This is a genomic window from Streptomyces marincola, assembly GCF_020410765.1.
Lineage (GTDB): Bacteria > Actinomycetota > Actinomycetes > Streptomycetales > Streptomycetaceae > Streptomyces > Streptomyces marincola.
The window spans coordinates 4,219,394-4,241,638 of the sequence record NZ_CP084541.1 but is presented as its reverse complement, the minus strand read 5'-3'; the positions used below and the strand labels follow the sequence as shown (position 1 = coordinate 4,241,638).

16 protein-coding genes and 2 pseudogenes are annotated in these 22,245 nt (G+C 70.6%); 10 read left to right on the top strand and 8 right to left on the bottom strand.

All coding sequences use genetic code 11. The annotated features are described in order from the left end of the window. Positions 1-37 precede the first annotated feature (37 nt). The gene (locus LC193_RS18580) at positions 38-1,003 is read right to left on the bottom strand and encodes a DUF1259 domain-containing protein (protein ID WP_061081141.1); all 966 of its coding nucleotides are present in this window, start codon (positions 1,001-1,003) and stop codon (positions 38-40) included. Between the two features lie 104 nt (positions 1,004-1,107). Here LC193_RS18580 and LC193_RS18575 point away from each other — a divergent pair, with 104 nt between their 5' ends. Further along, positions 1,108-1,761, top strand: a complete 654-nt coding sequence (locus LC193_RS18575) for an ABC transporter ATP-binding protein (protein WP_106247094.1) — start codon at positions 1,108-1,110, stop codon at positions 1,759-1,761. Beyond that, positions 1,758-1,877 (top strand): annotated as a pseudogene (locus tag LC193_RS29210) (hypothetical protein); the annotation flags it as partial. The gene LC193_RS18575 and the pseudogene LC193_RS29210, both read left to right, overlap by 4 nt. Before the next feature lie 48 nt (positions 1,878-1,925). On the opposite strand, the pseudogene LC193_RS18565 reads toward LC193_RS29210, so the two are convergent. The 4 genes and pseudogenes from LC193_RS18565 to LC193_RS18550 all read right to left on the bottom strand — a co-directional run. Next, a pseudogene (locus LC193_RS18565) lies at positions 1,926-2,711 on the bottom strand (IS30 family transposase); the annotation flags it as partial. 280 nt (positions 2,712-2,991) lie between these two features. Then, on the bottom strand, positions 2,992-3,513 hold the full coding sequence (locus tag LC193_RS18560) for a hypothetical protein (RefSeq protein WP_061081143.1): 522 nt from the start codon (positions 3,511-3,513) through the stop codon (positions 2,992-2,994). A 49-nt stretch (positions 3,514-3,562) separates the two neighbouring features. Continuing rightward, positions 3,563-6,118: a DUF2309 domain-containing protein gene (locus LC193_RS18555; RefSeq protein WP_226075666.1), complete on the bottom strand. Its 2,556-nt coding sequence runs from the start codon at positions 6,116-6,118 to the stop codon at positions 3,563-3,565. A 206-nt stretch (positions 6,119-6,324) separates the two neighbouring features. Beyond that, positions 6,325-7,896: a proton-conducting transporter transmembrane domain-containing protein gene (locus LC193_RS18550; RefSeq protein WP_061081145.1), complete on the bottom strand. Its 1,572-nt coding sequence runs from the start codon at positions 7,894-7,896 to the stop codon at positions 6,325-6,327. Between the two features lie 449 nt (positions 7,897-8,345). On the opposite strand from LC193_RS18550, the gene LC193_RS18545 reads away from it, so the two are divergent. The 5 genes from LC193_RS18545 to LC193_RS18525 all read left to right on the top strand — a co-directional run bounded on the left by LC193_RS18545 (position 8,346) and on the right by LC193_RS18525 (position 12,897). Continuing rightward, on the top strand, positions 8,346-8,654 hold the full coding sequence (locus LC193_RS18545) for a winged helix-turn-helix domain-containing protein (RefSeq protein ID WP_210751027.1): 309 nt from the start codon (positions 8,346-8,348) through the stop codon (positions 8,652-8,654). Beyond that, positions 8,651-9,523, top strand: coding sequence for a DUF6671 family protein (locus LC193_RS18540; protein WP_061081146.1), 873 nt, complete (start codon positions 8,651-8,653; stop codon positions 9,521-9,523). Before LC193_RS18545 ends, LC193_RS18540 begins: the two co-directional genes overlap by 4 nt. Positions 9,524-9,607: 84 nt before the next feature. Further along, entirely contained in the window at positions 9,608-10,627 is a 1,020-nt protein-coding gene (locus tag LC193_RS18535; RefSeq protein WP_061081147.1) for a TerC family protein, read from the top strand. Between the two features lie 443 nt (positions 10,628-11,070). Further along, positions 11,071-11,370 carry a winged helix-turn-helix domain-containing protein gene (locus tag LC193_RS18530; protein WP_061081148.1) on the top strand — a complete coding sequence of 100 codons (300 nt, stop codon included), beginning with the start codon at positions 11,071-11,073 and terminating at the stop codon, positions 11,368-11,370. 138 nt (positions 11,371-11,508) lie between these two features. Then, on the top strand, positions 11,509-12,897 hold the full coding sequence (locus tag LC193_RS18525; RefSeq protein ID WP_061081149.1) for a UDP-N-acetylmuramoyl-tripeptide--D-alanyl-D-alanine ligase: 1,389 nt from the start codon (positions 11,509-11,511) through the stop codon (positions 12,895-12,897). Here the strand turns inward: LC193_RS18525 and LC193_RS18520 are convergent. Together LC193_RS18520 and LC193_RS18515 are read right to left on the bottom strand one after the other, a co-directional pair. Beyond that, positions 12,884-13,909 carry an L-threonylcarbamoyladenylate synthase gene (locus tag LC193_RS18520; RefSeq protein ID WP_061081150.1) on the bottom strand — a complete coding sequence of 342 codons (1,026 nt, stop codon included), beginning with the start codon at positions 13,907-13,909 and terminating at the stop codon, positions 12,884-12,886. The two genes, LC193_RS18525 and LC193_RS18520, sit on opposite strands and share 14 nt — an antisense overlap. Positions 13,910-14,176: 267 nt before the next feature. Continuing rightward, entirely contained in the window at positions 14,177-17,215 is a 3,039-nt protein-coding gene (locus LC193_RS18515; RefSeq protein WP_061081151.1) for a Tn3 family transposase, read from the bottom strand. 439 nt (positions 17,216-17,654) lie between these two features. On the opposite strand from LC193_RS18515, the gene LC193_RS18510 reads away from it, so the two are divergent. Further along, a complete protein-coding gene (locus tag LC193_RS18510) occupies positions 17,655-18,884 on the top strand; it encodes an MFS transporter (RefSeq protein ID WP_226075665.1) in 1,230 nt (409 codons plus the stop codon). Here LC193_RS18510 and LC193_RS18505 read toward each other — a convergent pair. Further along, positions 18,871-19,191 carry a hypothetical protein gene (locus tag LC193_RS18505; RefSeq protein WP_226075664.1) on the bottom strand — a complete coding sequence of 107 codons (321 nt, stop codon included), beginning with the start codon at positions 19,189-19,191 and terminating at the stop codon, positions 18,871-18,873. The genes LC193_RS18510 and LC193_RS18505 overlap by 14 nt on opposite strands. Before the next feature lie 203 nt (positions 19,192-19,394). Here LC193_RS18505 and LC193_RS18500 point away from each other — a divergent pair, with 203 nt between their 5' ends. After that, entirely contained in the window at positions 19,395-20,243 is an 849-nt protein-coding gene (locus LC193_RS18500) for an RNA polymerase sigma factor (protein WP_226075663.1), read from the top strand. Next, entirely contained in the window at positions 20,240-22,099 is a 1,860-nt protein-coding gene (locus LC193_RS18495; RefSeq protein WP_226075662.1) for an SsgA family sporulation/cell division regulator, read from the top strand. Before LC193_RS18500 ends, LC193_RS18495 begins: the two co-directional genes overlap by 4 nt. Positions 22,100-22,245 lie beyond the last annotated feature (146 nt).

The following is a 22,245-nucleotide window of genomic DNA, read 5'->3' as shown; positions in this document are numbered from 1 at the left end:
TCTCCTGGTGTGGTCCTCGATCGATCGGAAGTGGCCGCTAGCCGGTGGGCTCGACCTGGTGCTGGTCCACCGCGTTCCTCAACGCCCTGGCGAGCGTGGCCGCGTCATCGTTGGCCCAAAAGTGCATGTAGAACAGACGCGGTTGGTCGTTGAGGGCGTGGTTGTGCAGCGCGACGATGTCGATGCCGCCCTCCCGCAGCGCCTGGATCACCCCCTGGACCTCGTCAGCGGTCATGACGAAGTCGCCGTTGACCGCCGCCTTACCCCCGCCGGTGGGCTGGAAGTTGATCACCGTGGCCACCCCCATGCCTGAGGGCAGCACGTGGTCACCGGAGGTGACCTGGCCGGTGCGGGCGAAGGAGAACTTGTACACCCCGCCCTGGGCGCGGCCCTGGGTGCCCATCGCCTCATCCACGGCCGCGGTGTCCAGATCCAGCTCCTGCGACGGCCCGTCCTGGGCCTCGCGCGGGGTGGCGGTGGCCTCCAACGCCTCGTCGACCCCTTGTGCGAGCGCGGCCGCGTCCTGGCCGTGGGCGTGGAAGTGGGTCCACCACACCGCGGGCTCGTGGTCGAGCAGGTGCTGGTGCACCGCGGTCTGGTCGATGCCGTTGTCCTGCAGGGCGTCGGTGACCCCGGGCAGCTCCTCCTCGGTGACCACCAGATCGCCCATCATCATCGTCGTGCCGTCCTCATAGCGGGTGAAGGCCGCGTAGGAGCCCAGGGCGAACCCCGCTCCGATCTGCACCCCCCGGGAGGTCACGTCCAGGTCGGAGCGGGGAAAGCCCACCCGGTAGACCGTGTCATCGGAGAGCTGTCCCTCCCGTCCCAGCGCGTCGGCCACCTGCGCCCAGTCCTGGGCCTGTGTGGTGGCCGGCTCGACCAGGGCCTCGGACGATTGCTGGTCCTGCTGTTGCTGGTCCGCCTGGCCCGCCGAGCAGGCACTCAGCACAACCACCAACCCCAGCGCCAGGGCCGCCTTCGACCTGCTGTGGTGCGTGATCACATCCACTCCTTCCCCCGTACCTCCACCGAACATGTAACCATGGTTTCATAACTATCCGTATGTGGGGTGTAGGAAACAGGGAGTGTGCGGGCGTGGTGTTCTCCATGACCGGTGTCGGATTCGACCAGCAGGGGGCTCCCCTCCTCGACGGGATCGACGCCGAGGTCGGCCAGGGGCGCCTGACCATCGTCACCGGCCCCAGCGGCGCCGGGAAGACCACACTGCTGCGCCTGCTCAACCGTCTGGCGGAGCCCACCCGCGGGCACCTCGCCTTCCACGGCCGCCCGCTGGCCGAGACCGACGTGCTCGCCCCGCGCCGCCGTGTGGTGCTGGTCGCCCAGCACCCGGTACTGCTCACCGACAGCGTCGCCGCCGAACTGCGCGTCGGGCGCCCCGACCTCGGCCAGGCGGCTGCCGCCGATCTTCTGGGTCGCCTCGGCCTGCCGACCGGTCTTCTCCACCGCCCCACCGCGGGCCTGTCCGGAGGCCAGGCCCAGCGCCTGTGCCTGGCGCGTGCCCTGGCCCTGCAGCCCGAGGTGCTGCTGTTGGACGAACCCACCAGCGCGCTGGACGGGGCCGCCGCCCGGGTCGTGCCCGAGGTGGCCCGCACCCTCACGGCTGCCGGAACCAGTGTGCTCGCCGCCACCCACGGCCGCTCCTGGATCCGCGCCGCCGACGCCGTACTCGTCCTCGACCACGGCCGCCTGGCCGCACACGGGCCACCCCAGAGCCTGGACTACCTGATGGAGGGACCATGACCGCGGCACCGTCATGGGGCGTGGTCGCGCTGTGCACCGTCTTCGTCGCGCTGGCCCTGGCACTGGCCCATGCCCAGCGTCTGGCCCTGAGCCGGGATCTGCTGTGGGCGGCGGTCCGCGCCGCGTTGCAACTGGCCGCTGTCGGCGCGGTGCTGGGTGTGCTGTTCGCCGTGGCCGGGCACCGCCCGGTCGGCGGCCTCGGCCGGGCGCTCGCTGATCATCACCATGTTCTTGGACATGCGGGGCTGGCGGGTGCAAGCGGAGCGGCGGGGCCGGCGCATGGTGCGTCCGGTGCGCAGCAGCTTGGCCAGGTCGCGGCGCAGCTGGCCGCGGCCCTGGACGTAGAGGGCCTGGTAGATCGTCTCGTGGCCCACGCGCATCTCCTGGTCGTCGGGGAAGTCCCGGCGGAGCAGGTGAACGATCTGCTCGGGGCTCCAGCGCTGATCCAGGCGCTGTTGGACATACTCGCGCAGCCGCGAGTTGGCGTCGAGCTTGCGGGTCTTGGGTCGCTTCCTGCGCTCGTCCGTGCGGACCTGGGCGGCGTAGGGGCCGTACCGGTGTTTCTTGATGGAGGCGTAGTAGGAGCGGTTGCGGCGGACCTCGCGGCTGATCGTGGACGAGGCCCGGTCCAGCTCGGCGGCGATCGAGCGGATCGAGGACCGCAGACGCAACATGTCGGCGATCTGCGTCCGCTCCTGCTGGCTCAGGAAACGCGAAGAGCCCGGAGAGGCCCCGGGGCCCCTGAGGGGTGCCACGGGCCTCTCCAGGCTCTTGTGCGCTCTGCGACCGTTGCGCCAGACCTTGCCGGTACGCCGGTTGATGCCGACGATCCGGCAGGCCTCTCTGCTGCTGTAGCCCTGGTCCGTGAGCCGGAAGTATTCCTCCCGCTCACGGACGAGCTTCTTGCGCCCCTGCGGTATCCGGCGTTCTTTGCGGATCTCGTCGTCCATCGCACCCCTTCAGAGATGGGGTGTTGCAACGACCACTAGAACTCAAGGGCCAGCTAGGGGGCGTTTCTCTAGGCGGTGACGTTCCCTCAGGCCAGCGGGACGTGGACTGAAGGTCAAGGACCTGTGAAGCTGGCCGCGGTGGCCTGAGGGCCTCACGGCGTGTCACCGCTCCGGCTTGACAACTCCATCGGGAATCTCCTCGACTCGTGATCGATGACCGGGACGGGCACCCCGGTCGCCTGCCCTGATGCGCTGGGTGATGCGGTGCACGGAAAGGCGATCACCCTTCCGTGGTCTTCAGCGGCCCGACGATTCCTCGTTCTCGGTCATCGACGTACCAGTGCTCGGTGATCAGCCGCGGATACCGGGCCTGTAGCGCCGCCATGCTCGTCTCCACGGCATCGTCCTCGGCGAATACGGGAACGAACGCCTCCGGAACGGCCGGTTCGGGCGCTGCGTCCGCCACCAGGGCATCGAGGATCCGGTTGCGCAGCTCGAACGGGTCCTGTGTTTCCCGCAGGGCGGGCCCGTCCGTCCAGCACAGGGTCCAGATGCCCGCCAGCGAGAACGACCTCTCGATCCCCACCGCTTCAGAGGGCGGTTGAGTGGGGGTGACGTCAGCGGCGCCAGGGAGCAGGACGGGCAGCCCGGCTTCGAGCTCGGGGCGGATCCACAGTCCGAGCAGCCGGTTCGATCCCGGTTCATCCCCGAACTGCCGTCGATGGTTGACCAGATAGTCGCTCACGTTCTCGACCGCGGACCTGACGTCGTCCACGCTTCGAACCAACAGGAGCATGTTCATCGGGTACTTCCCTTTCCTGGAGTGAAGTGGCGCTGCACGTGCCCGGTCGTCATGTGCTCAGCGGTGCGGACGGACAGCTGCCCTCGGGGGTGACCGTGGCCGGAAGCCAGGGCCGCCAACCGGTGGAGGTGTAACGGAGCCAGGGTTCATCGGGGCGCTCGCGTGCGGCGAGACCGACCCAGTCGTGGTCGAACATGTGGCGCAGCACGGTGTGACGCGCAATGAGGGTGTCCAACCGCTGCAAGGGTGCCTGCACGATGGCGAGCAGGCGTTGCGGTTCGTGCCTGGTGTGGTGGCCGTCGGTGAGGGACTGCCAGGGCAGGCCGGACCGAAGGTCGCCGGTGTGACCGGTCATGACACCGAGGCCACCGCCGACGACATTGTGGAGGGCCTTGCTGCCGGCGCCGAAGGCCTGGGGGTCGGTGGCGGCGAAGTAGTACTGGCTGTTGATCCAGTGCGCGACGACGAGCGGCGCCGTGAGTATGGTCTCCAGGACGGTGCCGGCCGGGTCGAGGTCGGGGTCGTAGTCGTGGAGGAACAGACGGCCGTGCAGGTCGATGCCCCGGGTGAGGGCGCGGGGTGCGATGAGGAAGGCCGCGTTGTCGGCCAGACCCCATTCGGGGAAGACCTGGGCCCAGTCACGGGCGCGTGTGCGGGTGTGGCGCGCCGCGTGCCGTGGGCGGGGCCGGGAAGGTGCGCCCGGTAGGGTGGCGCAGCGCTCGGCGGCCAGGTGTGCGCCGGCCGTGCGAAGATCGGCGGTGAGCCGGTCGACGTCCCGGCGGTGGGTGTCGGGCAGGAGGTGGGTGTCCAACAGGCGCACGGTGTCGGTGGTGGTGTCGTGTTCGGCCGGAACGAACCGGGTGTCGTCGGGAATGCCGATGCCGCGTTCGGCGAGATGTCGGCGAACCTGCGGATCGTTGAGCAGGGCGGCGGCGGCGCGGGCGTTGGGACCGCCGGGGTGCCCCCCGCATGCACCGCAGTCCAGCGCGGCCTGGTAGGGGTTGTTGTCGGTGTGGGCACGGTGCCCACAGAATACGACGAGGCGTGCGAACCCCTGGGTCAAACCCATCAACGTGAGAATGCCTTCGGCGGTCGCGGTGCGCTCCTCGGAGGTGAAGGCGTCCTCGAGGGAGATCTCGGTCGCAGGGTCGGGGGTGATACGGCGGGTCCACCACGCGCGGGCGGCGCCGACGGCACCGGGAGCGAAGGTCTTGGCCGCGGCCAACGGGCCCAGGAGCCAACCGGCCGATTCGGCGAGCACGAACGGCGCCACCAGGTCGTCCTTGGCGGCGTGCAGGGAGTGGTCGGCCGCGGCCAGTACCCGGCGGCCGGTCAGCGACCGTTCGGCCGCGCGCCGTCGACCCTCGCTGGGGCGTTCGGTGACGGTGTGCCGGGGCGTGATCGGGCCCGGGCACTGGGCACGAGCGGTTCCTCCGGCGAGGTCGCGGTAGCGCATGGCGACGGCGAAGAATCCGGCGAAGCCCAGGGTCTGGTAGTCACCGAGCGCTTCCAGGTGGCGGCGCAGTCCCTCGGAACGGGGATCGATGCAGCACACCACCTGTGCCCGCGGAGGGGCGTCGGTCCACTCGGGCACCGAGCGGCTCAGGGTGCGCAGCAGTCGGCTCCGGTAGTGGTCTTCGTAGGCGTCCAGCCAGACGAGGGCTCGTTGCTCCACCGGGAGTCGGTCGAGGAACCGCGCCAATTCGGTGCGCTGTGCCGCGTCGGTGTCGGTGATCTCCAGGGCCGCCAGAAGGTGGCGGGCCCGATCGTCGGGTTCGGTGGTGGCCTGCCCGGTGTCGAGCAGGTCGGCGGAGGCCGAGTTCCACGCCGTACCGTGGGTATGGGTCTCGGTGAGCGCGGCGGCTTCGGTGGTCAACCGCAGGGCGAGGTAGGCGACCAGGTCGATACCACTGCCCTGCAGTTCGCCCCGCCAGCGGATGTGGGCGGCGAATCCGGGAAGGCATGCCAGATGGGCCTGGAGATAGCGGGTGCGCTGGTCGTCCGGGACACCGAGGGCGGCCAGAGCCTCCGCAACGGCCTGCTCGGCCCGTTCGGGCAGGTCCCGAAGACGTGTACGCACGCGCCGCGGCAGGGTCGTGTCGTGTGCGGCCAGAGCCCGCCACGCGTGGTAGAAGCCTCGGTCGCGGCCGGGCATCCGCCAGGTGGACTGGCCCTCGTCCAAATAGGCCGAGCACCACTGGATCGTGTGGGTGTCGAGGAGGGCGGCCATGTCCGGGGCCAGCGCTTCAGTCGCTGTGCGTGCCTGGCGGATCGGCGGGGGGTTGGTGATGCCCTGGTGCAGATCGGCCGACAGGAGTTCGACCGGGTCGTAGGGCCGGCCGCCGAGGGTGAGCGGTCGGCATCGCAGCACCTCGGGGTGGCGGCGGATCAGCGCGGCACGCACGTCGTCGTCGGTGATCCGCCCGTGCCGCCAGGCCGCCCGCAGCCAGCTCTCGTCCGGGGTGACCCGCGCTCCGAGCAGGTCCGCGGCGGTGATGGCCGCGTCCGCGAACGGGCGGTCCACCAGGCCGGACAGTGGGTTGACCGCGATGAAGTCGGCGAGCGGCCAGGTCGGCGCCAAGAACGCGGCGGCATCGGCGATCACGGCACGCACGGCGGCCGCCGAGGTGGCGGTCTCGGGAGCGGCCTTGGTGATGGGTCCGATGGTCATGGGTTGCGACTCCTCCTGCTGTGATGACGGTGGCGGAACGCGCGACCGCGTGAAGCCCTGGGTCCGCGCTTCCGGGAGGCCCGGGTGGCTCCGGTCAGAGCGCCGGACGCCGTCCGGCGGTCCCGTCGAGGGGCCGGCGATCACGCCCCGGCTCCCTCAGGTAGGGGCACCGGCCGTGGGTGCGGTGCGGGCACCGCACGTGACGGGAGACCCGGAGTGGTGTGCGTGCGCTGCTGTCCGGCGGACAACGCCAACACGTAGAGGCGGTCGCGCCAGCGGCCGAGACCGAGTGCGGATGCCCGGTGGACCAACAGCGCTCCGATCACCGGCACCGCCACCACGATCGCCGGCAACCAGGCCGGAACTGCGGCGGTGGCGGCAACGGGCACGCTCGGGGCCAGGAACTCCGTAACCACGGCCACCACGCCCAGGTAGCCGATCACCGCACCCGGCAGCACGACCACCACGGTGGCCAGCGCCCCCACGGTCGGGTGGCGCCGCAGCCATCCCCACGCCAGCCGTGCGGCGGTGGCCGCGGCGAAGATCAGTAGCGCCGAGCCTCCGGCGTGCGGAGGCAGCCACCAGATCGCGACGGCCACGGCCGCAACCGCGACGGCTCCGGCGAGGACGGCCACCTGCGCCGAACGCGCGGGGGTCGACCGGGGCGCGGGCGGAGCCAGGATGCGGTGGGTGTGGCGCTGCACCGCCGACCCCGAGCCCAGGAACAAGGTGGCTTTGAACAGTCCGTGCGCCACCAGGTGCACCACCGCCGCCGCGTAGAGGCCGAGCGCGCAGGTCATGAGCATGAACCCCATCTGCCCGATCGTGGAGTGCACCAGCGAGCCCTTGACGTCGGGGCGGGTCAGCATGATCGCCGTGGCGGCCACAGCGCTGACGGCGCCGATGGCGAACGCCAGGTGTGTCGCCGCCGGGGCTGCACCGAAGATCGGCGACAGCTTCACCAGGAGCACTCCGCCCGCGTTGACCACGCCGGCGTGCAGCAGCGCCGAGACCGGGGTCGGCGCCGCCAAAGTCGCCGACAGCCACCGGTGCCAAGGCAACTGCGCACACCGTGCGGCTGCGGCGATCACCAGCGAGCAGGCCACCGCCGTGCCCACCGCGCCGCCGAAGGCTACGCCGTTCTGGTCGCGCAAGTCGAGATCGCCCCAGGCGGCGACCGCGAGAACCACCCCGGACCACAATGCGACGTCTCCGATGATGACCACACGTGCGGTACGGCGGGAGGCGTCGATGGCCGAAGGGGCGGGTCGGTACATCCCCACGAGTCGCCACAGGGCGACACCGGTCAGCGACCACGCCACCGCCAGGGTGACCATCGTGACCGCGGCCACCATCACCGCGGTCGCGGCGGTCAGCGCCCCGGCCGTGATGGCGAACCCGGCCGCGGCCGGGTCGCCGCGCAGGTAGCGCAGGGCGAACACCTGGACCACCGCGCTGATCGCGCACACCAACAACAGCACGATCGCCTCGAGGCGGTCGGCCGCCAACCCGGTCCAGACGTGCCCGTCCGGAGCGGCCAACACCATCGCCACCGGTCCGCCGAGGGCCACCGTCACGGCCAGAGCCCCGGCCAGTGCGGTCGTCGACAGTGCCGCGCCCGCGCCCAGCGCGGGTGCCAGGGGTCGCAGGCTCCGGATCGATCCGGTCATCGCCGCGACGGCGGGAAGGGCCGCCAAGGCCACCAGCATCATCCCCGTCACGCGGCCGCACCTTCCGTCTCAGCGCCCTTCGCGGCGCGACCCGAGACCGGGGTCGCGGTGACGTCGGCGGCGATGGTTTCCGAGGGATGTGCGGGCAGGGCACGTCCGTGGAAACCACTGATCCGCACCCGTGCCGACTCACCGCGGGTCACGCGGCGGAGCGGCCGTCCCCGTCCCGCTCCGGGGGCACCGATGGAGCCCGGCGAGCCGGTGTTGATCGTCGCGTCCGGTGACGGGGACCACCGGTGCATCCGACCCCGCGAAGCCTCGTCGGCCGTCGGCTGACCAACGGTCGGCACACGCGCCATCTCGATGCCACCCATGACACTCACCTCCCAAGCACGTCACTGATAACGCGTGTTAGTATACACGACATGGATCGTACGACATCAATAGCGCGTAATGAAAATCGTGCTATCAGTCACCTGCCACGGGGTGCCATGGTGGATATGCAGGAGTGGACGTTTCTCACCAACCACGCCCACGTACTGCTGTGCGTGGTGCGGGATCCCCAGGCCCGGTTGCGGGATGTCGCCGAGCAGGTCGGCATCACCGAACGGGCCGCACAGCGCATCGTGGCGGACCTCGTCGAAGCCGGGTACCTGGAACGAGAGCGCGAAGGGCGCCGCAACCGGTACCGGATGCACCCCGAGTTGCCGCTGCGCCATCCGATGGACCGCGACACCGCCATCGGAGAACTCCTGGCCGTGCTCATCGGCACCCGCAACGGCCCTGACGAGGCCCTGTGACCACCACCGCCCACCCCTACGCGGACGCACGCGTCGCACTGGCCACCAGACACGCCAAGGAGAGGGTCCTGGGCCCGGCCTTGGCCCGCATCCCGGGTCTGCGCCTGGTCCTCGCCGACGACGTCGACACCGACGAGCTGGGCACTTTCACCGGTGAGGTCCCACGCGCGGCATCGCCGTCCGTGACCGCCGTGCGCAAGGCACGCCTCGGTCTACGGTCGACCGGCCTCGGGCTCGCCGTGGCCAGCGAAGGCTCCTTCGGTCCGCATCCCATGGCTCCGATGCTCAGTGCCGGCGACGAGATCCTCGCCTTCCTCGACACCACCCGGGACCTGTGCATCGTGGAGCGCCGCCTGGGCCTCACGAACTTCGCCCACACCACCGCCCGACGCCTCGATGAGACCACCGAGGCGTTCTTGGGCCGAACCGGTTTCGGCCCCCACGCGATGATCGTGCGCCCCCACACCCCAATCGATCCGCAGGACCCCGGCCCTATCAGCAAAGGCATCCGGACCCGCGCCGAACTGGCCGCCGCGATCAACGAGTGCGCCCTACGGTCGGCGGACGGCCTGGCCCGGCTGGAGACCGACATGCGCGCCCACCTCAATCCCACGCGCATGCGCGAGATCGGCCTGCTCGCCGACCGGCTCACCGACCGCCTCGCCACGCTGTGCCCCGCCTGCGGCACCCCCGGATACGGCCAGGTCGACCGAGAACCCGGCCTTCCGTGCGACAGTTGCTCTGAGCCCACATCACAGACCCTCGCCGTCATCCACGGATGCCAGCGGTGTCCTCATCGCAGCAGCCACCCCAGAGACGACGGTCGGGTCAGCACCGACCCCACGTTCTGCGACGGGTGCAATCCGTGATCGAACCCCGCGGTCCGACATCACCGACGCGACCGTCGGCAGGGCCCACCGGCGCAGACCAGACCCCAGCACGAAAGGACTGACGTGCTCGACATCGGCCTTACCACGTGGATCGTCACGATCGCCGTCATCGTGGCCCTGCTCGCCGCAGACCTGACCATCGCCGCGCTGAAACCGCACCGCGTCGGGTTCCGGGAGGCGACCGCGTGGTCGGTCTTCTACATCGCGGTGGCCCTGATCTTCGGCGTGTGGTTCACCCTGGCTCACGGCGGTGAGCTCGGCACCGAGTACTTCGTCGGCTACCTGGTGGAGAAGAGCCTGTCCGTCGACAACCTCTTCGTCTTCGTCATCATCATCACCACCTTCGCGGTACCGGTCGAGCATCAGCACAAGGTGCTGACGTTCGGCATCGTGCTCGCCCTGGCCATGCGGGCGGTGTTCATCGCACTCGGAGCCGCGCTGTTGGCACTGTTCTCCTTCATGTTCCTCGTGTTCGGCCTGCTGTTGATCTACACGGCGATCCAGTTGTTCCGGCACCGCAACGAGGACCCCGCGATCGAGGACAACTCCGTGGTGCGTCTGGCCCGGCGGGTCCTGCCGGTCACCGACGGGTTCGTCGGTGGCAGGATCTTCACCCGGGTCGACGGCCGCCGTGTGGTCACGCCGATGCTCATCGTGCTGATCGCGATCGGCACCGTCGACCTGCTGTTCGCCGTGGACTCGATCCCGGCGATCTTCGGGATCACCCAGGAGCCCTACATCGTGTTCACCGCGAACGCGTTCGCCCTGCTCGGGCTGCGCGCACTGTTCTTCCTGGTGAAGGGCTTGCTCGACCGGCTGGTGTACCTCTCGACCGGGCTGGCGCTCATCCTGATGTTCATCGGCGCGAAGCTGCTTCTGCACTGGGCCCACGTGGACCTGGACGAACGGGTCCCGGAGATCCCGACGCTGGCGAGCCTGGTGGTGATCATCGTGATCCTGGTCGTGGTCACCGTGGCGAGCCTGGCCAAGACCCGCCGCGACCCTACGGCCAAGGCCCACGCGGGCTCACTTCGCGCGCACGACGCCGAGGCCGGGCGCGAGGACACCACCGAAGAGCCGTGAGCCGGGCCGAGCGTCAAAGAACATCCATCGCCGGCCAAGGCCTGCCGCCGGCGCGGTCACGAGCCCGAGCCGGCGCGGACGACACCACGAGTCCGGCGTCGTGGGGCGCGAATTCCAGGGCATCCAACACGGGCGGCGACGCCACCGACGTCTCGACCTCGACCCCGGGTTCCTGAAGGGCGACCGACGACGGGCCTCCGCCAGTGCGGTCTTCGCACGTTCCCGAAGAACAGCCGAAGATGGCACGACGTCCGGTTCACCGAAGGAGCGGATGGTGCGCGGCACATGCGAGGCGTTCATCAGGCGCAGATTCGAGCGACGCGAACGGACCTCCGCGGCGGCCCAGCCGAGGGCGACCACAGAGCCGGACGAGTTATACGACATGAAATACGCGTGCCGAAAAACGCGATACGCACTACGGGAAGGTGGGGTAAGGTACTGGCATGCAGGAGTGGACGTTTCTCACCAACCACGCCCACGTACTGCTGTGCGTGGTGCGGGATCCCCAGGCCCGGTTGCGGGATGTCGCCGAGCAGGTGGGCATCACCGAGCGGGCCGCACAGCGCATCGTGGCGGATCTCGTCGAAGCCGGGTACCTGGAACGAGAGCGCGAGGGGCGCCGCAACCGGTACCGGATGCACGCGGAGTTGCCGCTGCGCCATCCGATGGACCGCGACACCGCCATCGGAGAACTCCTGGCCGTGCTCATCGGCACCCGCATCGACCCTGACCAGGTGGCGTGACCGCCACCGCCCACCCCTGTACGGACGCACGCGTCGCACTGGCCACCGGACACGCCGAACAGCGGACCCCGGGCCTGGTCCTCGCCGACGACGTCGACACCGACGGGCAAGAGCCTTCGCGCGCAGGAGTCCAACCACGTGATACCTCTGACCGCAACCGCCATCGCCGAGGCCACTGGAGGTCGCCTGACCGCCGGCACCGACCCCCTCCTGTGGGTCACGGCACCCGCAAGCATCGACTCACGCCGGGTCCACCCCGGCGGCCTGTTCGCCGCGCTCTCCGGCCGGCACACCGACGGGCACGACCACGCCCCGGCCGCCATCGCCGCGGGCGCGGCGCTGGTGCTCGCCTCACGGCCGGTGGCCGCCCCGGCCGTCCAGGTCGCCGATGTCACCGTCGCGCTCGGCGCGCTGGCCCGCCACGTGGCGGGCCACCTGTCGGCGACCGTCATCGGCATCACCGGATCGAACGGCAAGACCAGCACCAAGGATCTCGCCGCCCAGGTGCTGGCGCACCACGGACCCGTCACCGCCACCGGCGGTTCGTACAACAACGAACTCGGCTTCCCCCTCACGATCCTGCACGCCACCCCCGACACGCGCTACCTCGTCCTGGAGATGGGTGCCCGGGGCCGCGGGCACCTCGGCTACCTGTGCGACCTGGTCACGCCCCATGTAGGCCTGGTGCTCAACGTCGGCACCGCCCACATCGGCCAGTACCCCGACGGACAGGCCGGGATCGCCGTGGCCAAGAGCGAACTGGTCGCCGGACTCCCCGACGCCGACCACGGCGGCCTCGCCGTCCTCAACGCCGACGATCCGCTCGTCTCAGCCATGGCGGACCGCACCCGTGCCCGCCCTCTGTGGTGGAGCCACCACCCCCATCCGACGCGCGTGCACGCCCGCGACGTGCGCCTCACCCAGGACGGTCGCGCGGGATTCACCCTGTGCACCCCCGAGGGCACCGCGCCCGTCACGCTCTCGCTCACCGGTCGGCATCACATCGGCAACGCACTCGCCGTCGCGGCGACCGCTCATGGCCTGGGTCTGGACACCGCGATGATCGCCCAGGCGCTGACCGAGGCACGGCCCAGGTCCGCCGGACGTATGCAGACCATCGTCCGGGATGACGGTATTACCCTCATCCACGACGCGTACAACGCGAATCCGGACTCGATGTCGGCCGCTCTCACCGCGCTGACCTCGGTGACCGCGCGTCGCCGCATCGCGGTCCTGGGAGAGATGGCCGAGCTCGGAGAGCACGCCGCTCAAGCCCATCGCCACCTGGGCGTGCTCGCCGCACAGGCCGCTCTCGACCTCCTGGTCGTGGTCGGCGATGACCACGCCGCCCTGATCGCCGACGCCGCCCGCGCCGCATGCGACCACCTCGACATCGTCTCCGTCCGTGACGCACGGCAGGCCCACGACGTCCTCCACCGCGGCCTTCACCCCGGCGACCTCGTCTTGATCAAGGCCTCCCGGGCCGCCCGCCTCGAAGACCTCGTCGCCGCCCTCAACGACCGCTGAACCGGCCGGAGCCACGACTCGCCTGATCGCGGGGCCCGGCCGCCCGGCCGAGCCGGTCCGCGATCGCCGATCCGATCCCCTCCAGGGCGGGAAGTGATGCCACGATGACCTCGCATCCGTGCCGGTCGAAGTCATGGAGGAACCCATAGAGCCGCTGCGCGTACTGTGCGGCCGAGTCCGGTACCGCGATCACGTGCTGCGCGGAAGACGACACGGCATCACCCGCGAACTCGGGGGGAAGAAGGACACCGACCCGTTGCCCTTGCGCCGCCAGCAGTTCGGCTTCGTCGAGGACCCGGTCCGGTTCGACCAGGAGCACCCGGGCCCGCGGCGCGTAGTGCGACGGGAACTGGCCTGGAACCCGGACAGCGCTCTTGGCCCGCACCGACACGGCACGGCCCAGTACGTGCTCGAGGTCCTCTCGACTCACACCACCGGGGCGCAGGATCGCCGGCTCACCCGTGAGATCGACGATGGCGGACTCGACGCCGACCGAGCACGGGCCACCGTCGAGCACATAGTCGACGTCCGCGCCCAATCCCGCATGGACATGACGGGTCGTCGTAGGGCTGACCTCGCCGAAGCGGTTGGCCGAGGGCGCCGCCACCCCGCCGCCGAAAGCCGTCAGCATCTTCAAGGCGACCGGATGGTTCGGCACCCGCAGCGCGATGGTGTCGAGGCCACCGGTGACCACACGGGGAACACGGGCCGCCCGCCGAAGCACCAGCGTCAGCGGGCCCGGCCAGAAGCGTTCGGCGATGAGGTGCGCCGTGTCGGGCACGTCGGCCGCCCATTCAGCGAGCTGGTGCGCGCCGCCGAGGTGCACGATCAGCGGATGCGTCGTCGGCCGCCCCTTCACCGTGAAGACACGTTCCACGGCGCCGACATTCTCGGCATCGGCGCCGAGCCCGTACACCGTCTCGGTGGGGAACGCGACCAGACCGCCCGCACCCAAGGTGCGAGCGGCGCACTCGATGCGGTCGAGTACGAGTTCGGGTTGGTCCGAAATCACCGTTCACCCCTCGTAACAACAATCTGACACACCGACATTCAGCGTGATCGGTTACCGTGCTGTATGCCGTCGGCTCTCCCGGGGAGTAGCGCTCTCAGCCTATCCTCGCTGGGCGCTGCAGCGTCCAGACGGACGACGGCCCCGCCCCTGCGCTCCGGCGACACCGAAGCCGACGCGCCCAAGAAGTGACAGAGGCCGCGCGGGGGCCGCCGACCTGTCGGGCCGCCTCACGACTCGGGGAGCCCTGCATCTTCGGGGTGTGAGTCTTCACCGCGTGCTCTCTTGTGTCTGGTCGGTCTCGTCCAGTTCCAGGTGGGCCTGGGCCGCGCCGGGCGGGGACACATCGAGCACGTAGTCGCCGAAGCGGCGGATGTGCGCGCTCATGTACGGGGCCAGACAGGCCACGTCGGGCCCGTAGACGCGGTGGCCCTCGTTCCTGAGCTGGGTCAGGGCCGCGGTGATGGCCACGGCGTTGTAGAAGATCACGCAGTTGGCCAGCAGTTCGTTGAACTTGACCAGCAGCTCCATGTGGTCGGGGTCGTTGTCGGCCAGGGTGCCGTTGTTGCCGAACCGCAGCCAGGAGGAGAACCCGTGGAAGGCCTCCACCCGGTTGGTGACGGCGGTGATGCCCTCGCGCAGCTCGGGTTCGTTGAGGTAGCGCAGCAGCACGGTGGTGCGCATCGCCCGCCCCAACTCACGGAACGCCCGGTACAGCCGGTTCTTCTTGGACTCGTTGCTCAGGCGGCGCAGCAGCACCGAGCTGGACAGCCGTCCCTCCTTGATGGACAGCACGGTGCGCATCAGGTCGATCCAGTGGGTGCGTATGAGTTTCCAGTTGATGACCGCGTCCTCGCCGAACAGCGCATCGATGTGGCGGTAGCGGGCGTTGGCGCTGGGGCGGTAGAAGACCAGGTCCTTCCAGTTGCGGATACGGGGCAGCAGCTCCACCCCCAGCAAAGCGGCCAGTCCGAAGGCCGGCAGGGACTGGCCCTGGGTGTCGGCGTGGAGCGTCTCGGGCTCCAGGCCGCTCTCCTGGCGCAGCAGTCCCTCGAAGATGTAGACGGCCTCCCACACCCCGCACGGAATGAAGTGGGAGAACAGCGCGATATAGGAATCGGCGATGTGCCGGTAGGCGATCCCCCCGTACCCGCCATACCGCACGCTCGTCTCCGCCAGGAGGTTGTCGTCCCAGGTGTCGATCTGGGTGCCGTCCGCCCCCACCCGTGAGCCATCGCCCCACCAGTAGGTGACGTCCAGGCAGCTGAAGGCGTTGACCACATCGGCGCTGGCCCGGTTCAGCTTGTGCGCGGTGACGTGCTCGCGGGCGGGCCCGGCGATCTCGTGCGGCGAGAGCCCGCCGCGCAGGTGACGCGACATCTGGTGCGGCCCCAGGTTGGTGCCGTAGGTGAAGCCGATGACCGAGTAGCGGCCCAACGGGTCCTTGATCTTGGGGTCCGACCCCGACAAGGGCCCGAAGTGGCGGTACCAGCCGATCCAGTGCGCGGTCCGGGTGACGATGTCCAACAGCCCGACCTCGTCCATGCGCTCGGTGACCGCGGCCTCCAGCGCGAGCGCGGAGGCGGTGCGCTCGCGGCCGCGGCGCCGCTTGAGCGTGGGCACCCCGTCCTCGTCGATCGCCAGGTCGGCGTTGTCAGGGTAGGCGGCGTCCGTGCGCGCGGCGTGCGCGTCCAGCAGGCCCCGGACCATGTCGCACAGCCCGTCGGCCGTGTCGGGGATGCCCGCCTCGGCGCAGTAGGCGGCGATCTTGCCCTGGGCCTCCTCGGCGCTCATGAGCTGGTCCAGGAAGCTGGCGTAGGAGTCGGCCCCCACCACAGCCACGTCCCCCGTGCGCAGCTCCGAGGCCAGGTAGGAGAACACGCACACCTCCAACTGGCGGCGCACGAAAACCCCCGGCCGACCGCGCTCGCGGATCGTCTTGGCCCAGTGCTCGGAGACGAAGGAGGTATCCAACGCCTCGCAGCCCTCCAGATGGTCAGGGACATACTCACCGCGTAGGTGCCGGTTGGCGCGGATGAACGCCACCGCCCGCAGCACCGAGTCATCAGCGCTGGTGGGCTTGAGCTCCAACACCTCCAGCAGCTCGAACAGCGCTGCCCGGTGGGAGCGGTAGAACCCCGCCATCAGGCCCGTGTAGTTGTTGCCGTGGTGGGCGGAGATCTCCTCGTGCTCCTGCGAGACCTTGGCGACGCCGCCGGCGTCGGCGAGCGGTTTGAGCATCAGCTCCCCGGCCCGCTCGCACACCGCCGACTCCGCCCACGCGGCGGCCTCGCCGTGGGCGTGGGCCTCCCGGGCTCCCGAGAGCATACGGCCGAACACGCCCCACAGCCGTTCGGTCTCGGCCCGCTGGCGTTCGCGGATCTCCTGCAGGCGCTCGCGCCCCTTCTTGTGGATCGCCGCCATCCGGCGGCAGAACATGCCCGCGACCTCATCGCGAGCCCGCACCCGGGCCACGTGGACCAGGCTGACCACCAACGCGATCCGCTTGTCATCGTTGAACTTGCGCAGTTGGGAGATATCCAGCACCCGCGCCTCAGCGGCGAAGTGCTCGACCTTGGCCTTGGGAACCTCTTCCAGCCACACCTGGGTCGGCCCGAGCAGGTCCAGGTCGCGCAGGTGCCGCAGGTGCTGCTTGAACCGCGACAGCGACGGGCGGCGCGCGGACTGTTTGAGGTCGTCGGCCGGGGAGGTGCGCCGTCCCGCAGGGACCTGGAGCAGCCCTTCCATCCGGGCGATGTCGTCGTCCCCCATGCGCTTGGTGATGCCGAAGAAGAACTCGTAGTTGACCTCGGCTCGCACCCGCGCGGCCATCTTGTCCAAGACGGTGAACCCGGGCAGCTCGAAGCTGTTGCGCGTCAGCTCCTCCAAGGCGACGTTGATCAGGTCGGCCGGGTTGTCCTTGACCCGCGCCTCGGCGCGCATGGTCTCCTCGGCCAGGACACGTGCGGCCTCGCGGTCGCTGTTGACGCCCTGGCGGTCGCGGACCAGTGCCCGGTGGTGGCGCCGGGTCCGGTCCGAATCGTGGGCACACTCCACATCGGCGGCCAGATCCAGGCGGCTGCGCACATGACCAACTACAGCGTCGGGGACCTCGTCCATGCGGGGGAAGTACCCCAGCCGTTGGAAGGCCTTGAGCTGGACCACCAGCGCGAGCAGGTGCTCATCGGAGCGGGTGGCGCGCTGGGCCCACTCGATCTCCTTTGGTGAGGGGGTGAAGACGTCGTACAGCTCCTGGGGCGGCACGCTCTTCTTGAACCGGGGGTAGGCGGTGCGGTCGATCGACGCCATCGGTCCTGCCTTGACTACGAAGCGGAAGTGGCGCGGACAACCTAGCGCTACTCGGTGCAGCGTGTCCGGGAAGTAGTCAAACCGTCACCATCAGGTTCAAGCCCAGGGCCTATTGCCGATCCGTCACGTATTCCGGTCGCCCCCCTTCCGGCCTCTGCGGTCGCGCAGGAATGTCCCCAACTCGCTGCTTGCCGTCATGCCCTTCACTGTCCCAGACGAGGCCGGGCGGCAGCCCTGGGAACCTGACCCGGTTCCGGTCAGGCTCACGCCCGCCGGGGCTCCGGACAGCCTCAAAGATTGCTGAGGGCCGGTGTTCGCGGCCACGCCGCGTTCCCCGCGCATCCGCTACCCCGCCCCGCCCCGCCCGCGATGGCCTCCCCGTGGCCCGGCGGGCCCCGCTCATTTCCTCCGCACGCCCCGGCTGTCGAAAGGCGCCCGCATGCCCATCCCTCTTCTGGCCCTGACCGTTTGTTCGTTCGCCATCGGCACCACCGAGTTCGTCGTCAACGGGCTGCTCCCCGAGGTGGCCGGCGACTTCGACGTCTCCATACCCACCGCCGGTCTCCTCGTCAGCGGCTACGCGCTCGGGGTGGCCGTCGGCGGGCCCCTGCTGACCGCGTTCACCACCCGGATCACCCGCAAGGATGTCCTGACCGGCCTGATGACGCTGTTCATCGCGGGCAGCGTGCTCTCGGCCCTCGCCCCGAGCTACGGGCTGCTGATGACCGGGCGCGTCCTGTCCGCCTGCTGCCACGGCGTGTTCTTCGGCATCGGCTCCGTGGTCGCCGCCGACCTCGTCCGGCCCGACCGGCGCGCCGGTGCCATCGCCCTGGTCTTCACCGGCCTGAGCCTCGCCAACGTCCTGGGCGTGCCGATGGGCACCGTCTTGGGTCAGCACTTCGGGTGGCGTTCGGCCTTCTGGGCTGTCACCGCACTCGGCGTCATCGGCCTGGCGGGCGTCGTCATCCTGCTCCCCCGTCGGCCGCTCCCGCCCAACGGCGGACTCGCGCGGGAACTCGCCGCCTTCCGCCGGCCGTCGGTGTGGGCGGCCCTGGGCATCACCGCCATCGGCTTCGGCGGGCTGATGTCTTCCTTCACCTACCTGGCCCCCATGATGACCGGCGTGACCGGCTACGGCCCGGGAAGCATCGCCTGGCTGCTGGTCCTCTTCGGCGTGGGTGTGGTCGCGGGCAACCTGATCGGCGGCAAGGCCGCCGACCGGGCGCTTGAGCCGACCATCCTCACCCTGCTGGCGGCCCTGGTCGCGACCCTGGCCCTGTTCACCCTCACCGCCCACCACAAACTGCTCGCCGCGCTCACCATCGCGGTCCTCGGCTGCGTCGGCTACGCCACCATCCCGCCCCTCCAGACCTACATCCTGCGGCAGGTGGAGGGCGCCGGCACGCTGGCGGCCTCGGCCAACATCGGCGCCTTCAACCTCGGTGCCGCACTCGGCGCCTACCTGGGCGGAGCCGCCATCGACGCCGGGCTCGGCCACACCGCCCCGAACTGGACGGGGGCCCTTCTCAGCGCCACGGGCCTGGCCCTCGCCCTGGCGGCCTTCACGCACGAACGCCGCGCGGCCGGGCGCTTCGCCCGGGTGCCGCCGGCGGCGGCGACGCCCGCTGGGCGCGGGCGTCGCCGTCGGGGAGGGGTCAGGTGCCGATGATGCTGTGGAAGAACAGGACGGCTCCGCCGAAGGCGCCGCAGGCGCCCAGAACCGCGGCGGTGGCATCCTGCTGGCCGAGGTGGAGGAGCGCCCCGGCGCCGATCGCCACGAGGGCCCCGAGGAGGAAGATGAGCGCGCTGCGCGGGCCGAGCAGTGCGGGGGCCGCGGGTATCGGGGGTATCGGGGGATGCGGCGGGGGGAGACCGGGGCCGGGCGCCGGATGGCGCGCCACCGCCCCGCGCGTGTCGTGGAGGTCGTCGCCCGTGCGGGCCGCGGGTCCGTCGGGCAGGGTGGGCTGAACGTCCATCAGGTTCCTTCCGCGGGGCTGTCGTCGGGGGGCGCCGTGGGCGGTGCCCTGCGCTGGGGTGTAGGGGGGCGTCACCCCGCCACCCCCCGCGTGATCTGGATCACACAGGAGGGGCGGGGGGAACGCGCCGGGCCCTCGCCTATGACCTCGCCAGGAGCAGCAGCGGGAGACCCGCGAGGGCTGGACAGCGCAAGGAGGCGGATGTGCCGGATGGAACCCGCGAGGGGTGCACGCCCCGCGATGTCGCGCGGCGCGGCGAGGAGTCGGCGGCTGCCGCGGACGGTTCTCTGCGCACGCTGGAGGAGGATCTCGCGGAGGCCCACGAGGACGAGGAGGCCCGGGCCCGCCGCCGTTCGGCCGACGCCATGCTGGTCGAGGTTCTGCGCTACGAGGGGTTCGAGGGCTCCCGCTACCAGCAGGTCCAGTCCGCGCTGATGCGGTACGGCTGGGTCACCCTGAACAAATGGAGCGCGTCGGGCTACATCTTCGAACGTGCCGCCGGAATGGGCCGCCCCGTTCCCGCTCATCTGATCCCCGAGCGGTGGCACTACGAGGATCGCACCCAGGTCGTCACCGACACCCTCGTCCAGGGCCACGCCCTCTTCCGCGAGCACGGCCTGGTGCGCGGCAAGTGGAACCCCAAGGGAGGCGCCGGCCTCACGACGTACTTCGTCGGCGCCAGCATCCGCGTGTTCCCTTCCGTCTTCATCAAATGGTCCAAGGCCCACAACCGGGGGCAGTCGGAGCTCGATCACCGCGCCGCGGGCACCGACGATCCTCCGCACGCCCGGTACGACATCCCCGATCAACGCGCCGTCGACCCCGCGCACACCGCCGTCACCCGCGACGACATCGCCCGCCTGTGGCGGGAGATCCCCGACGAGCAGCTCCGCGAGGCCCTGGTCCTGATGGCTTTGGGCTACACCCAGGCGGAAGCGGCCCAGAAGGTCGGCTTGACCGGCAAGGCTCTCGAACGGCGCCTGGCCCGCGCCCGTACCAAGGTCTCCGCGGTCGCCGCACGCGGGCGGCTGAAGGAGGGGGGAGCACGATGAGTGTCCACGAGGACGAGACCATGCACAGCACCGGAGGAACCACACCCGGCACCGTCGACGACGATGCCTTCGCCGCCCTGCTCGCCGCGTCGAGCCTCGGCGCGCCCCACGTTCAGGTCGACAGCGCGGAAGTCCCCGACCGCGTCCTCGACGTGCTGCACATCGACGCCACCGGACCCGCGCCCTCCGCCCCGCCCCCGCCCCTCGGTGGCGCCGAGGATCCGGAACCCGAGGAGGTCCGTGTCGCGGCCTTGTCGTGCTCGGATTTCCCGCCAGTTCGGAGGCGGCGGCATGGGCCGCCGGACGAGTGCCTCTATCTTCTGCACCGCCTCACCGAGGCCACGGCTGTTGTGCGGGCGCTCTTCGACGGCACCGCGACCGTGCCCCCGGCACCACGGACGAGCGTTCCGCTCTACGTGGTGGACACCTGGGACGACGAGGGCGTCGCACCGTCACCCCGCCCGGTCCACCTGACGTGGTCGGCACCGGGCACGGGCAAGACCTCGATGCTGGGTCACCTGCTGGCCCAGCTCCGCGACGCATCCGGCACCGGCGTCTCCGAGCGGTTGAGGTTCTGGCACCTCCTCCGCCACTCGGATGCGCTCCTCACCGGTCCAGCGGGCGGCGGCCGGGGTGTGGATTTCGTTGTGCGCGCCGGTCGTTCCCTGTTCGTGGTGGAGGCCAAGCAGTACGCGCGGCACCCCGAGGGGGATGGCCCGGACCTCGTGGACCGCATCGTCACGTCCTCGTGGTCCGTCGGCGGGTATGCCACCCTGCTCAACTGGTGGCTTCTGAACGACAGGTACTCGCGGCACCCCGCTTCGGAATCCGGCACGGGGGCGGCCCGGTTCACCGGGCCGCGAGGCACCGGCGTGCCCACCGCCCTGTGGACCGACCTGCTGGACGTGCCGGGCGACGACGCCAGAAGCGGTACCGACCGGGCGCCCGCCGACGGGGGAAGAGGCGTTCACGTGCCGCACCCCGGGGACCTGTGGCGGCTGGGCGGGGTCTGGAGCGGGCAGCGCGATCCGGTTGCGGCGCGTCCCCTGCCCCCCGGACCGCCCGGTGGCCCGGCGCCGTTGACACGTGTGCTGTCCGAGCCGCGTGAAAAACGGGGTCGGCCTTTCGCATGGCTGATGATCGCACCGGAACGGGCGGTGGACCTCGATCTCACACGAAGGCAGTCGATCCCGGCGCAACCGTCTCGCCTTCCGGATCTGGACGCCTACGCGCCCCGGCCGGGCAGCAGCCTGTTCGTGCCCCGAACCGACGTGGCCGCCCGAGCGCCCTCCGCCCGGGACGACCGGCACCCACCCGCTACGGAGGGCCGTGAAGATCTCGACGGACAGCCCAGTGACGACCCGTCTTCTCTCGAAACGGTTCTGCACCTGTGGCACAGCCGCCATGAGGCCGGCCGGGAACAGCACGCCCGCGCGTGGATGAGACTGCACCTCATCGAGGGGGATCTCGGGGAGCGGATTCCCGTGCGCCTGACCTACCGTGCCGCCGATCCGCACGCCGTCACCATCGTGTTCAACGCGGGCACCGGGGAGGAGCGCGAGTGGACCTTCGCGCGCGAGCTGCTCGCGGATGGCGTTCACCGGCGCACGGGGATCGGTGACGTGGTCGTCTGGCCGGAGGCGGCCGCGCCTTCGGCCCGCCGGGCCGACCTGCGGGTGTTCATCCGGCTCCGGCCACCGGGGGGCTCCGCCCTGCTGTCCGTCCCGCACCATGTCCTCGCGGCGTTCCTCGACGCGGGCCGACCGCTCGCGGACGCCGCCCTGCGCGACCCGCGCGGTCCCGCGGACTTCCGGGGGGATTGGATCGACCTGGTCGGACCGCGTCGGAGCGAATAGGAGGCGACGCGTGCGGCGGCATCGCTGCCGTGGCCGCTGGCGAAGAGGCGGAAGTCCGCGGGGCGGAGGCCGTTCCGGTGGACGCCGACCTCGCCAGGACCGTTGACGCTGTCCAGGGGGAGGGTGGAACTGTCCTCCTCCAGGAC